The sequence below is a fragment of the Massilia sp. AB1 genome, from assembly GCF_018119385.1.
Classification (GTDB): domain Bacteria; phylum Pseudomonadota; class Gammaproteobacteria; order Burkholderiales; family Burkholderiaceae_D; genus Telluria.
Window position 1 is genome coordinate 223213 of sequence record NZ_JAGKSG010000001.1, and the last position, 12866, is coordinate 236078.

General features: G+C 64.7%; 10 protein-coding genes and 1 tRNA gene. 1 reads left to right on the top strand and 10 read right to left on the bottom strand.

All coding sequences use genetic code 11. The annotated features are described in order from the left end of the window. Positions 1 to 14: 14 nt before the first annotated feature. The 9 genes from epsF to J8847_RS01040 all read right to left on the bottom strand — a co-directional run bounded on the left by epsF (position 15) and on the right by J8847_RS01040 (position 11336). Complete coding sequence (epsF, locus tag J8847_RS01000) at positions 15 to 1421, bottom strand: chain length determinant protein EpsF (protein WP_211522809.1); 1407 nt, start codon at positions 1419 to 1421, stop codon at positions 15 to 17. A gap of 47 nt (positions 1422 to 1468) precedes the next feature. After that, positions 1469 to 2257 (bottom strand): polysaccharide export protein EpsE, encoded by a 789-nt coding sequence (gene epsE / locus J8847_RS01005; protein ID WP_211522810.1) that lies wholly within the window; start codon positions 2255 to 2257, stop codon positions 1469 to 1471. A 42-nt stretch (positions 2258 to 2299) separates the two neighbouring features. Continuing rightward, on the bottom strand, positions 2300 to 3364 hold the full coding sequence (locus J8847_RS01010) for an EpsD family peptidyl-prolyl cis-trans isomerase (protein WP_229512436.1): 1065 nt from the start codon (positions 3362 to 3364) through the stop codon (positions 2300 to 2302). 163 nt (positions 3365 to 3527) lie between these two features. Continuing rightward, complete coding sequence (locus tag J8847_RS01015; protein WP_211522811.1) at positions 3528 to 4517, bottom strand: GDP-L-fucose synthase; 990 nt, start codon at positions 4515 to 4517, stop codon at positions 3528 to 3530. Positions 4518 to 4519: 2 nt separating this feature from the next. Beyond that, positions 4520 to 5635: a GDP-mannose 4,6-dehydratase gene (gene gmd / locus J8847_RS01020; protein ID WP_211522812.1), complete on the bottom strand. Its 1116-nt coding sequence runs from the start codon at positions 5633 to 5635 to the stop codon at positions 4520 to 4522. A gap of 306 nt (positions 5636 to 5941) precedes the next feature. Then, positions 5942 to 7324, bottom strand: a complete 1383-nt coding sequence (locus J8847_RS01025; RefSeq protein WP_211522813.1) for an undecaprenyl-phosphate glucose phosphotransferase — start codon at positions 7322 to 7324, stop codon at positions 5942 to 5944. Positions 7325 to 7353: 29 nt separating this feature from the next. Beyond that, the gene (gene epsL / locus J8847_RS01030) at positions 7354 to 8568 is read right to left on the bottom strand and encodes an XrtB/PEP-CTERM-associated polysaccharide biosynthesis outer membrane protein EpsL (protein WP_211522814.1); all 1215 of its coding nucleotides are present in this window, start codon (positions 8566 to 8568) and stop codon (positions 7354 to 7356) included. A 36-nt stretch (positions 8569 to 8604) separates the two neighbouring features. Beyond that, complete coding sequence (locus J8847_RS01035; protein WP_211522815.1) at positions 8605 to 9363, bottom strand: CAAX prenyl protease-related protein; 759 nt, start codon at positions 9361 to 9363, stop codon at positions 8605 to 8607. Positions 9364 to 9407: 44 nt separating this feature from the next. After that, positions 9408 to 11336, bottom strand: a complete 1929-nt coding sequence (locus J8847_RS01040; RefSeq protein WP_211522816.1) for an ATP-binding cassette domain-containing protein — start codon at positions 11334 to 11336, stop codon at positions 9408 to 9410. 235 nt (positions 11337 to 11571) lie between these two features. Between J8847_RS01040 and J8847_RS01045 the strand changes: the two genes are divergently transcribed. Beyond that, positions 11572 to 11646, top strand: a tRNA-Arg gene (locus J8847_RS01045). A gap of 93 nt (positions 11647 to 11739) precedes the next feature. Here the strand turns inward: J8847_RS01045 and J8847_RS01050 are convergent. Then, a complete protein-coding gene (locus J8847_RS01050; protein ID WP_211522817.1) occupies positions 11740 to 12768 on the bottom strand; it encodes a hypothetical protein in 1029 nt (342 codons plus the stop codon). Between the last annotated feature and the right edge of the window lie 98 nt (positions 12769 to 12866).

Sequence of the window (12866 nt, forward strand, 5' to 3'; positions counted from 1 at the left end):
TCGTGTCCACTCCTTTAGTTCAGGCGCAGGCGGCGCGGCGACATCAGCGAACGGATGCCGCCGCTGCGCGCGCGCGCCGGGCGCCATTCGATGGTGCCGAGCACCGGGATGCCCAGCATGTCCTTGACATCGCCGGCCGAGCGTACCGGGCGGTTCAGCAGTTCGAGCAGCAGCGCCAGGCCGACGCCCAGGATGGTGCCCAGCAGGATCGAGGCCAGGGTGTTGAGCAGGATGCGCGGGCCGGACGGCTCGGTCGGCGCCACCGCCGGGTTCAGCAGCGAGATATCCGACTGCTCGGACTGGGCCTCGATGCGGGTCTGCGAGAAGCGCTGGCTGGCGGCGTCGAAGGCGCGCTGGGCGCTGTCGAGGTCCTTCAGCAGCACGCCCAGCTCGTCGCGCGAGCGGTTCAGCTCCAGCACGCGGGTTTTTTGCGCGGCCAGCTCGGTGCGCAGCTCGGCTTCGCGCTGGCGCAGCACCTGGGCGTTGGCGCCCACGCTGCGCGAGACGGTGCCCAGCGCCGCGTTCAGTTCGCCTCGCAGCTTGCCGACCTCGGCCGAGGCGGCCTGGTATTGCGGGTGGTTGCGGCCATAGCGCGAGCCGGCCTCGGCCAGCTTGGCTTCGGCGCCCGACACCTGCACGCGCAGGTTCTGGATCAGGGCGTTGTTGGCCACGTCGGCCGAGTTCACGCCGCCGCCGGCGGCGCGCTCGCGCGAGCTGGCTTCCATGGCCTGGGACTGGGCCGCGACCAGCTGGGCCGACAAGTCATTCAGGCGCGACAGCTCCACGTCGACGCGGTTGTTGTCCAGGCTGACGATGCCCTTCTCCTGCTGGTATTTGGACAGGCGCGCCTGGGCGGCCTCGAGGTTGTCGCGCAGCTGCTTGGTCTGTTCGTTGAAGTAGGACGAGGCCTTCTTCATGGGCTCGGTCTTGAGCTGCACGCTGATCTTCTGGTACTCGTCGGCGAAGGCGTTGGCGACCGCGGCGGCGAAGGCCGGGTCGGCGCCCTTGAAGCTGATCGCGACCACGCTCGATTCGCGCGAAGGCATGATCTCGAGCTTCTTGAGCAGCAGGTCGGCCAGCCAGTCGCGCGCGCTGCCCTGCCCGTCGCTGGCTTCCTGCCACTGCTTCTGCACCGCCGGGCTGGAAGCGAGACGCAGCGAATCGACCACGCGCAGCGCCACGTTCTTGCTGCTGATGATGTCGATCTGCGTCGCCATATAGCCCGGCAGCAGCTGGCCCGGCATGGTCAGGCCGGTCAGCGGATCCACCCCTTTGTAGTTCAGCAGCACGGACGCGGTCGCCGTATAGGTCTTTTGCTGCACGAGGCTCCAGCCCAGCGCGAGCAGCACCGTGACCAACAGGGTCGACAGGATGACTTTCTTCCTGGCGAGCAGAATCAGGAGGAATTGATGTACGTTCATGGCTTAAACCTTTGCAACGGGGTGTACAAAACCGGCGAGCCGGAACCTTAGAACCAGCTCTCGCGCACGGTGATCACGTCGTCCATTTGTACCGGATCGCTGGCCTTGACGTTGATGGTCACCGGATTGCCGCTGGCGTCGCGGCGGGTGATCTTCATGCCGTTGTTGCTGCCGCGCGCGCTCAGGCCGCCGCCGGCCGAGACGGCTTGCTGGACGGTCATGCCGCGCTCCAGGCGGAACGGACCCGGACGCTGGACTTCCCCGGTCACGTAGGCGCGCGGGGCGCGTTCGACGTAGATGATGTCGCCGCCGGCCACTTCGTAATCCTTGTCCAGCTCGCCCTTGCGCACCATCTCGACCACGTCGATGGTTTCGCGGCTGGTGCTGCCGTTGCGGGTGCGCACCAGGCTGATCTGGTCGCCGCCGTCGCCGTGGATGCCGCCCGCCATCGCCAGCAGGTCGAGCACCTTGCGCCGGCCTTCCACCGGATAGCGGCCCGGACGGTTCACATAGCCCAGCACCGACACCTGCTGGCTGGCCAGGGTGGTGACCAGCATGTTGACCTGGGCTTTCTTGAGGTAGCCGCCCTTCTCGAGCAGGCTGCCGATCTTCTTCTCGGCCTCGGCAACCGACAGGCCGCCCACGGCCACCTGGCCGAGCAGCGGGAAGGTGATGTTGCCGGTTTCGCTGACGCGGGTCTCGACCGACAGGTCGGGGCTGCCGTACACGGACATCTTCACCACGTCGCCCGCACCCAACTTGACTTCCTGGGCGCCCGCCATGCCGAAGGTCAGCACGAGTGCGGCGGCCATCATCCACTTCACGAGTCGTTTCATGATTGCTCCTTGTTGTTCAGTTGTGTCGTCCAGATGGTTGATTTATTTAAGACCTGCTACGCCGCGGCTGACCGCGCCTTCGTCGGCGGCTGCAGCCGGCGCCGTGGCCGGCGCTGCCGCCGGGGCGGCGGCATCCGCAGCCGGGCCGGCGCCGTTAGCCAGCGCCGACGGTTCCGGCGCGGCGGCCGGTCCGCCGACGCCGGGGGCCGTCGTGGGCAGGCCCGGCTCCTTGCCGGTCGGCTGCAAGTCCTTGTTCAGGTACTCGATCTTGGCGGTCGAGCGCAGGCGCTGGATCTCGGCCTGGGCCAGCTCCTTGTTCTTCTTGTTGACCAGGAATTGCGTGATCTGGGGTGCGGCGATGTTCAGGGTGACGGGCGCGTCGCGCACGTCGGCGATCGAGATCAGGAGGGCGCGCTCGCCTTCCTTGACCACGAAGATCTGGCCCTTCGGCATGGCCAGCAGCTTGGACGCGACCTGCGGGTTCAGGTCGGCGGTGCTGCGGGTGACCTGGGCGCGGCCGTACTGGACCTTGCGGGCGTCGAGCAGCACGGCCACCTCTTCCAGCGACTTGGCGTTGTCGACCGCGCTGCGCACATCCTGCGTGAGGGCCGCAGCCGGCACCACCAGCTGGTTCATGGCGAACTGCTTGCGGTTGGCGAAGAATTGCGGGTTCTTGTTGTAGTAGTCCTGGACCTCGGCCTGGGTGGGACGCGCGACCTCGCCGATGCGCTTCTGCATGTAGGCCTGGGCGATGATCAGCGAGCGCGCGCGCTCGATCGCCTGCATCACCTTGGGATCGCGGTCCAGCTTTTCCTTGGCCGCCTCGCTCTCCAGCAGCTGGCGGTCGATCAGGGCCTGCAGCAGCTGCTTGCTGGCGACCTGCTGCTGCGCGGCCGGCACGCCGGCGCGCTGCATCTCCTCGTTCAGCTGCAGCACCGTGATTTCCTCGCCGTTCACGCTGGCCAGGGCCTGACCTGGTTTCGCCTCTTTTTCCTTGTCGCCGCAGCCGGCCAGGGCCGCCGTGACGAGCACTAGCGCCGCGCACAGCGCACGCTTGGGGGTGGATGGGATGGTGGTTTGCATGGCTGCCAAGTGGAAGGTTTTCAAGATGATTTCCTCGACGTTAAGGGCGGCAAGGCCGCCCGCTTGTTATGTGTGCCGGAGTCGCGATCTGGTCCCGGTCTGGACTCATCCATTCTGGGGAGCGCACGCCGGCCTCTCTGTACGTCAATTAACACTCTGCTAAATGGGTCGGCCACGCATGCCCGCCTCAGGCCACGGCCCGCACCGGCTGCGCTTCCTCCTGCTCCGCCAGGTAAGCCGCATAGGCGCGCTTCAGGCCTTCCGCCAGCGGCGTGCTGGCGCGCCACCCCAGGCTGGCCAGCTTGGAGACGTCGAGCAGCTTGCGCGGCGTGCCGTCCGGCTTGCCGGCGTCGAAGACGATGCGCCCCTGGTAGCCGACGGTCTCGCCCACCAGGCGCGCCAGCTCGGCGATGGTCACGTCCTGGCCGGTGCCGACGTTGACGTGCGAGTGCATGGGGTCGGTATGCGCCGCATACACGTCCTGCGCCAGGTTCATCACGTAGACGCTGGCGGCGGCCATGTCGTCGACGTAGAGGAATTCGCGCATCGGCTTGCCGCTGCCCCAGATCACGACCTCGGGTGCGCCGTTCGCCTTGGCTTCATGGAAGCGGCGCAGCAGCGCGGGAATCACGTGGCTGTTCTCGGGGTGGTAGTTGTCGCCGGGCCCGTACAGGTTGGTCGGCATCACGCTGCGGTAGTCGGTGCCGTACTGGCGGTTGTAGCTCTCGCACAGCTTGATGCCGGCGATCTTGGCCATCGCATAGGGCTCGTTGGTCGGCTCGAGCTTGCCGTTCATCAGGTATTCCTCGCGGATTGGCTGGCCCGCCAGGCGCGGATAGATGCAGGAAGAGCCGAGGAACAGCAGCTTCTTCACGCCGGCGCGCCAGGCTTCGTGCACCACGTTGGCCTGGACCATCATGTTGTCGTAGATGAACTCGGCCGGATAGGTGTTGTTGGCGTGGATGCCGCCCACCCTGGCGGCGGCCAGGTAGACCTGGTCGACCTGCTCGGTGCGGAAGAACTCGCGCACCTGGGCCTGGTCGGTGAGTTCCAGTTCGGCATGGCTGCGGGTGACGATGTTGGTGTGGCCCTGGGCGTGCAGGACGCGCACGATGGCCGAGCCGACCAGGCCGCGGTGGCCGGCGACGTAGATACGGGGCTGCGTAGTGTTCGACACGTTTACTCCAGTGAAATTGCAACGTTGTAGCCATGCGAGGTCAGCAGCTTGTGGCGGCGCGCCGTCTCCAGGTCATGCGCCACCATCTCCTGCACCATCGCTTCGAAGCTGGTCGCCGGCTCCCAGCCGAGACGCTCGCGTGCGCGGCTGGGGTCGCCCAGCAGGGTCTCGACTTCGGTGGGCCGGAAGTATTGCGGATCGACCGCCACGATCGGCTGGCCGGCAGCCACGCCCGGCGCCTTGTCGCCATGGATGCGCGCCACGATGCCGCGTTCGTGCACGCCCTCCCCCTGCCAGGCGATCTCGATGCCGAGTTCCTCGGCGGCGATCTCGACGAACTGGCGCACCGAGTACTGGCGGCCGGTGGCGATCACGAAGTCTTCCGGCTTGTCCTGCTGCAGCATCAGCCACTGCATGTGGACATAGTCGCGCGCATGGCCCCAGTCGCGCAGCGCGTCCAGGTTGCCCAGGTAGAGCTCGCGCTCCAGGCCTTGCGAGATGTTGGCCAGCGCGCGCGTGATCTTGCGGGTGACGAAGGTCTCGCCGCGGCGCGGGGATTCGTGGTTGAACAGGATGCCGTTGCAGGCATACATGCCATAGGCTTCGCGGTAATTGACGGTGATCCAGTAGGCGTAGAGCTTGGCCACCGCATAAGGGCTGCGCGGATAGAAAGGCGTGCTTTCGCGCTGGGGCGATTCCTGGACCAGGCCGTAGAGCTCGGAGGTCGAGGCCTGGTAGAAGCGGGTTTTCTTTTCCAGTCCCAGGAAGCGAATCGCCTCCAGCAGGCGCAAGGTGCCGAGGGCGTCGACGTCGGCCGTGTATTCGGGCGACTCGAAGGACACCGCGACATGGCTCATGGCGCCCAGGTTGTACACCTCGTCCGGCTGGACCTGGGCGATGATGCGCGTCAGGTTGGAGGTGTCGCTCAGGTCGCCGTAATGCAGGATCAGGCGCGGATTGTCCGAGTGCGGATCCTGGTAGATATGGTCGATGCGGTGGGTATTGAACAGCGAGGCACGGCGCTTGATGCCATGGACCTCGTACCCTTTCGCAAGCAGCAGTTCCGCGAGGTAAGAGCCGTCCTGGCCCGTTACCCCGGTGATCAGAGCTTTCTTCATCTTGTTTTGTCCTTGTGTTTCCTGTTTGCCAGAGGCAGCCGGCCCTCCGAAAAACTTGCAAACTCATCAATGATTCTACGCAGCGTGCATGGTCGTGCAAACAAGACCGCAATCGTGCGCACCTCTTTTAAGTAGGACTTAAGTAAATCGTTGCCCTTTCGTACGATGACGTGTTTTCACACGTAAATGCGCGTGCTTTAGCGCAAATTAGTTACAGTTAGCAATCCAGGCAAACCGCGGCCCGCTGCTGTTCGATGCGCCGGAAACGGTCCGGTTCACTGTGCGCCGGAAGGCGCCCTGGTACGCTTAGTGCGCGTTTTCGCGGGTGAAGACGACCTTCACCGTCTTCAGGATGATCCAGAGGTCGAGCCACAGCGACCAGTTGCGCAGGTAGTCCAGGTCGTACTGGATGCGCGCCTCCATCTTGTCGAGGGTCGCGGTCTCGCCGCGCAGGCCGTTGACCTGGGCCCAGCCGGTGATGCCCGGCCTGACCTTGTGGCGCAGCATGTAGCCCTTGATCAGCTTGCGGTACTGCTCGTTGTGGGCCACCGCATGCGGACGCGGGCCGACGATGCTCATGCGTCCCTGCAGGGCGTTGATGAATTGCGGCAGCTCGTCGAGCGAGGTGCGGCGCAGGAAGCCGCCCACCCGGGTCACGCGCCGGTCGTCCTTCCTGGCCTGGACCACCACCGGGCCGTCGTCGGTGACGGTCATCGAGCGGAACTTGTAGACATAGATTTCTTCGCCGTACAGGCCGTAGCGGCGCTGCTTGAAGATGATCGGGCCCGGCGAACTCAGCTTGACGGCGATGGCGATCACCAGCATCAGGGGCGCCAGCAGGATCAGGGCGAACAGGGAGATCACGACGTCGCTGCCCCGCTTGAGCACGCTGTTGAAGCCCATGAAGGGCGTCTCGCTGATCGCGATCACCGGCATGCCGCCGACGGTGTCGAAGCGCGCCTGCATCAGGTCGAACACATACACGTCCGGCAGGAAGTAGACCGAGGCCGTGGTGTCCTTCAGCTCGTCGATCAGCTTGCGGATGCGCGGCTGGGCCGAGATCGGCTGGCTGATGAAGATCATCTTGATGTTGTGCTGGCGCACATAGGCGGCCACCTCGGCCATCTTGCCCAGCATCGGGTGGACCAGGCTGGCAGGCTTGCGCTCGTCGGCGCGGTCGTCGAAGAAGCCGATCACCTGCATGAAGAGGTTCGGATGGCGGTCGCACACGCCGGCGAACTTGATGCCGACGTCGTTCGCGCCCACCACCACGATGGAACGCACTTCTTCGCCGCGGTCGCGGCTGCCGGTGGCGCGGCGCACCGCGATGTGGCTGACCAGGATCGTGACCGGCGTGGCGACGAACCAGGCCAGCAGCACGCGCTCGTCATAGTAGTACTTGAGGCCGCTCGCCGAACCCAGGAAATACAGGACCGCGATCGTCACGCACCAGCCGAACACGGTGTCGCGCGCATAGGCCAGCATGCGGCCGCTGCGCCAGGTGCGGTAGGGATCGATGTGCTGGTAGACCGAGGACGAGATGAAGAACGCGAGGATCATCAGGACCAGCGAGTATCCCGAGAACGGCTCGCCGTACACCAGCGTGGCGAGATACAGGGTCCCCATGACGATCAGGGGATCGAGCACGCGCTGGAAGAACGAGATAATCGGAATATCGTTGACCGTCATGTTTCACGTCTTTTCTCTTGGTGTCCACGTCAGAACAGGACGTTGGCGCCGACCTGCACCACGTTGGCGTCGAAGCGGCTGGTGCCGAGTACGCGCGAACCGCTGCGCGCCTGGTGCGAATAGCCCGCCTGCACCTGGATCTTGCGTTTGACCTGCCAGGTGGCGCGCAGGTTGGCGGAGCGGATCGTGTCGTTGAGGTCTTCCGAACCGGGGAACTCCCGGCGCGCGTTGTAGTCGCGCTTTTCGTAGATGGCGCTGGCGTCGACCTTGACCTTGCCGGTCGCGTTCCAGGTCGCCCCCAGCATCGCGCCCTTGTTCAGGGTGTAGCTGACGACGGTGCTTTCGATCGGGGCGAATTCGCGCCATACCGAGGCGCTGTAGCTCATCTTGCCCCGCGGCTGGTAGAGCGCCGTCACGCGCCCGTTGACGCCGCTGGTCTTGCCTTCGCCGAAGGACGGCTGCTCGCGCCGCACATAGCCGACCAGCGCCTGCAGGGTGGTCGAGCCGGTGGCGAGCCAGTTGACGCGTGCCTTCAGTTCGTCCTGCGTGAAGTCGTCGGTCAGCAGCGGATTCGGACGGTTGGGCCGGCGGATGGGAAACTCGCCTTTCACCCGGCGCGCCACCAGGCCGACCGAGCTGCCGCTCCTGGGCTGGTAGATCAGCTCGGCCTCGGCCGCCTTTTCGGTGCGGTTGTTGAAGCGCTGGGCCTGCAGCTCGTAGTCCCAGCGCTCGCGCGCCACGCCCGCACGCAGCTTCCAGCTCGGATGCATCTTCCATCCGGCATCGAAGAACTGGCGGCGCAGCTTGCGCAGGTTGCGCTCGTTGCTCTGGAAGTCGGTGTAAGGCGCCAGCGTCTGGACATGGTTGACTTCCGCTTTGCCCTCCAGCTTGTTGCCGATCTCCCAGTTCCACTGGGCCTGCAGGTCGCGCCCATCGTAGTCGAGCTGCTTGAAGTGATCGAACTTGACCTTGGACGCCTTGGCGACGGCGGAAATGCGCTGGCGGCTGATGCGCTTGTTGTAGACCACGCCGCCTTCGAGCGTGCGGTAGGAATCGCCGCGCTTGCCCTGGAAGGGGCGCGCGTTGTCGGGAATGCGCAGCAGGTTGTCGTCGTAGGCCCAGCCGATGCCGCCGTAGAGGCGCATGCCTTCTTCGGGCGGGGCCGCGAATGCGGATGCGGCCGGCAGGGTGATGAGGGCGCCGATCACGGCGGCGGCCAGGGGACGGTAGCGGAAACTCAGCATGTTGTTTGTCTTCTCGAAAGTGCGACGCTAGTCGGATTACCAGAACGCCCAGCTGCCCGTCGTCACCACCCAGATCCCCAGCAATCCATTGGTGACGGCGTGGGCCAGCACGGGCGACCACAGGTTTCGGTGCCGCATGTAGAGCAGGCTGTAGGCGACGCCGGCGACGATGCCGGCCAGCCAGAGATTGTGTTCGAAGCCGAACAGCACGACGGGAACGAGGAAGGCCTTGAGACCGACTCGGGCCGGATCGACCTGCTCGAAGTCCGAGGCTTCCACCCAGCGCATCAGGAAGGAACGCCAGAACAGTTCTTCCATGACGGGCACGACCAGGGCGGCGCCGGCGATGCGGATAGCCGCCAGCAGCCAGTCGATCTCGCCCGCGGTGCGCGGGTCGTAGCCGGGACTCGATCCGACCACCATCCAGGGCGCGTCGAGATTAATCCACAGCACCAGCACGAGCACGCCGGCCGCGATGGCGACGGCGGCTTGCCTGAATGTGATGAAAGCGTGTCGCAGCTCGGCGTACTGCTTCCAGAACACGGCCAGCAGCACGGCCACCAGCCCGATCTGGACCGGATACAGCCAGCGCAGCTCGGCGCGCGCGAAGCCGGCGCGCTCGAGCATGTCGCCGAGGATGATGAAGAAGATATAGGTGCCGAAAGGCAGGATCCGCGCCCAGGCGGCGCGGCTCAGGAACGGCGTCTCCGCCGGGGAGGACTTCGCTGCAGCATGATGGACCGAGAGCGCCTTGGGCGCGGAGGAAACGATGCGTTGTTCGTTGTTCTCGGTCATGGATTCAATGGCGGGCGCCTGGCCCGCTTGCCTGTTTCGTTAGGCTACTCTCCCCTGGCGCGAGCTTCAATGCGCTCCCAGCGTTCCAGGGCGTCGAGCAGCAGATCGTCGATCTCGGCGTAGCGCGCATTCAGGCGCTTGGCATCGCCGGGATTCTGCTTGTAGAAGTCCGGCGAATTCATCTGTGCTGTAATCGCCGACTGCTCATCTTCAAGAGTCGCGATCAGCTGAGGAAGTTCCTCCAGTTCGCGCTGCTCTTTGTAGCTCAACTTTACCTTCTTAGCGGCAGGGCTCTGTGCGGTGGATGACATACCACTCGGTTTCGTCACGGCAGGCTTCGGCGCCTCCGCGGCCTTCGCGGGCTGGAACGCGGGTTCGCTGGCTTTCACGCGTTCCCAATCGGTATAGCCGCCGACGTATTCGCGCCACATGCCGGCGCCTTCGGCAACGATCACCTGGGTCACGACATTGTCCAGGAAGGTACGGTCGTGGCTGACGAGAAACACGGTGCCGGTATAGTCCTCAAGCAATTCCTCGAGCAGCTCAAGGGTGTCGATGTCGAGGTCGTTGGTCGGTTCGTCGAGCACCAGGCAGTTGGCCAGCTTGGCGAACAGGCGCGCCAGCAGCAGGCGGTTGCGTTCGCCGCCGGAGAGCGACTTGACCGGCGAACGCGCGCGTTCCGGCGCGAACAGGAAGTCGCTCAGGTAGGTCATCACGTGCTTGCGCTGGCCATTGATCTCGACCCAGTCGCTGCCCGGCGAGATGGTGTCGGCCAGGCTCGCCTCTTCGTTGAGCTGGGCGCGCATCTGGTCGAAGTAGGCCACGTTCAGGCGCGTGCCCAGCTTGACCGTGCCGCTGTCGGCGCTCTCCTCGCCCAGGATAATCTTGAGCAAGGTGGTCTTGCCGGCGCCGTTGGGGCCGATCAGGCCGACCTTGTCGCCGCGCAGGATGGTGCCGGTGAAATTCGTGATGATCTGCTTGTCGCCGTAACGCTTGGAGACGTTCTCGAGCTCGGCCACGATCTTGCCGGAGCGTTCTCCGGTGCCGACGTCGAGCTTGACCTGCCCTTGTTGGTCGCGGCGTGCCGCGCGCTGCAGGCGCAGCGCTTCCAGGCGGCGCACGCGGCCTTCGTCGCGGGTGCGGCGCGCCTGCACGCCCTTGCGGATCCACACTTCTTCCTGGGCCAGGAACTTGTCGAACTTGGCGTTCTCGACTTCCTCGTTGGCCAGCAGTTCGCGCTTGCGTTCCTGGTAGGTCGAGAAATTACCCGGGAAGGAAAGCAGGCGGCCACGGTCGAGTTCGACGATGCGGGTGGCCACGTTGTCGAGGAAGCTGCGGTCGTGGGTGATGAACAGCACCGAGCCGCGGAATTCGCGCAGCAGGCCTTCCAGCCACTTGATCGAGGTGAAGTCGAGGTGGTTGGTGGGTTCGTCGAGCAGCAGCACGTCCGGGCCGGAGACCAGTGCCACGGCCAGGGCCACGCGCTTCTGCATACCGCCGGACAGGGTGCCCATCTTCGCTTCGCGCGCCAGGCCCAGGCGGTCGAGGGTGGTGTCGACCTTGTGCGCCAGGTTCCAGCCGTCGAGGGCGTCGAGCTTCGACTGCAGCTCGTGCATGCGTTCCATCAGGGCTTCGTCGTCGCCCTGGCCGAACTTGCCGGTGAGCTCTTCGTACTCGGTGAGCATGGCTTGCTGCTCGCCCATGCCGGCGGCGACCGCGTCGAACACGGTGACCTCGGGGTCGAACACGGGTTCCTGCTCGACGTAGGCGATCTTCAGCCCCTGCTGCATGACCAGCAGGCCGTCGTCGAGCCTGGAGCGGCCGGAAATAATCTTGAGCAGCGAGGATTTGCCGGTGCCGTTGCGGCCGATCAGGCCGACGCGCTCGCCGGCCTCCAGCGAAAAGTCGGCGTGGTCGAGCAGTGCCACGTGGCCGAAGGCCAGCTGGGCGGAAGTAAGGGAGATGACAGCCATAATGGGTTAGCGTCCTGCGGGCGCGGGTTGCTGCCGCAGCGACAAATGCATGAAATGATTGAATGAGACCGGTATTGTACCGACTCGTGGGGCAAGGCCTCGAACAATCCGGCCATCCTCGGCTATAATTGCGCTCGGTTCACGGTTCCGGCCCGTTCGCGGGGTCCGCCCGCCGGACTGCAGGCCTGGTTCTGCCGGGTGACTGCCCTGCCCGCTTCACGGCGGCGCTCGCGTCCTCTCCGTAGCACAATGGATAGTGCACATGCCTCCTAAGCGTGGGATACTGGTTCGATTCCAGTCGGAGGGACCAACTCGATAGACCTTCCCTCATCTGCCAGCCCGTCCGACCGGATAAGTGGCGCCGATCGGCTGGCGCTGGCACTCGGCTGCGCCGTATCGCGAATCAATCCATCGGCTCCTTAGGAAGGCAGGAAAGCATCTGCTGGATACGCTGCTCGGAATAAACGCTTGCCGCGGCCTGGAGCGCTTCCTGAGTGACCTGGGACTGGATGACCCCTCCCTTTTTGGCCAGCAAGTCTTTCCCGAGGATGACAAAGTCGAGCATCTGATTAATCCCCGTATAAGCGCGAATATCGCTTCCTGACGAGGCAACGTGGCCCTGCCTGCATCTGTCGGTTTTGATATCCGGCTTGGAAACGAAGGGCGCCTTGAGGTTCAGCTCTTCCGGACTGCAGCGTTTCGCCACGGGGATGGGTCCGGGCTTTTGGGGCGATACCTTGCCATAGCGGAGCAACTGGTGAAGGGCAATCGAACCCTCGCCAAAGGCAGGTCCGCTGTCGGCGATCACAGCCCATGTCGGCTTGTAGCCCGCACCACCGATCCATACCACTTTGCCCAGCAGGTCCTCGGTGGGGGTGACCGCAACGGGAAGCGACTCGGCATCCAGGTACCGCGCTTCGCCATCCACCAGGTGCCGCAGGGACGTGGCGGAGAAGTAGGCTTGAATCTGTTCTCCTGCTACGGTTTCCAGCAAGGCTCCCATTTTCGGCCTGCCTATCCCATTACCAGCCACGTAGCCCTTTTTGCATGACGTGGGACTCCGCCCGGGCGCCAAGGCTTCGACCTCCATGCCGAACACACAAAACATTGGTGTGCCGGGGCCGAACCCGGCCTTTGCGGCCTGAGAAAATTCCACGGCACAGGTGGCATCGCAGGATTGAGTCTCTTTACCGTTCCAGCGGGACATACCATTTTGCAGGTAAGTAAAACCGTGATCGCCAACCGTATACGACGCCGGGCCACCGTCCGGATTCACGGCCAGCCGCGCACGCACGGCGATGGACCCATCGGCGAATTTGCGCGTGCTGGCTTTCATCTTGTCGCCGGCGCGGTTCTTGACTGTAATCTTCCCAGGGATACCGCAGTCCTCGGCACCGATGACCGCGGCTGTCACAAAGAACTGGGCTGTCATGATAGCTATTGCTGGCTTAGGAAATCTCATTTTCTCTCCTTTAACAAGTTGGCTTGTCAAACCACCTGCGACAGGTAGCACCAGGCTTCCACACTACC

Excerpts from the sequence above, each read along its gene's own strand:
- epsF (WP_211522809.1), bottom strand. The coding sequence starts at position 1,421 with ATGAACGTACATCAATTCCTCCTGATTCTGCTCGCCAGGAAGAAAGTC.
- epsE (WP_211522810.1), bottom strand. The coding sequence starts at position 2,257 with ATGAAACGACTCGTGAAGTGGATGATGGCCGCCGCACTCGTGCTGACC.
- gmd (WP_211522812.1), bottom strand. The coding sequence starts at position 5,635 with ATGAAGAAAGCTCTGATCACCGGGGTAACGGGCCAGGACGGCTCTTAC.
- J8847_RS01025 (WP_211522813.1), bottom strand. The coding sequence starts at position 7,324 with ATGACGGTCAACGATATTCCGATTATCTCGTTCTTCCAGCGCGTGCTC.
- epsL (WP_211522814.1), bottom strand. The coding sequence starts at position 8,568 with ATGCTGAGTTTCCGCTACCGTCCCCTGGCCGCCGCCGTGATCGGCGCC.
- J8847_RS01035 (WP_211522815.1), bottom strand. The coding sequence starts at position 9,363 with ATGACCGAGAACAACGAACAACGCATCGTTTCCTCCGCGCCCAAGGCG.
- J8847_RS01040 (WP_211522816.1), bottom strand. The coding sequence starts at position 11,336 with ATGGCTGTCATCTCCCTTACTTCCGCCCAGCTGGCCTTCGGCCACGTG.
- J8847_RS01050 (WP_211522817.1), bottom strand. The coding sequence starts at position 12,768 with ATGACAGCCCAGTTCTTTGTGACAGCCGCGGTCATCGGTGCCGAGGAC.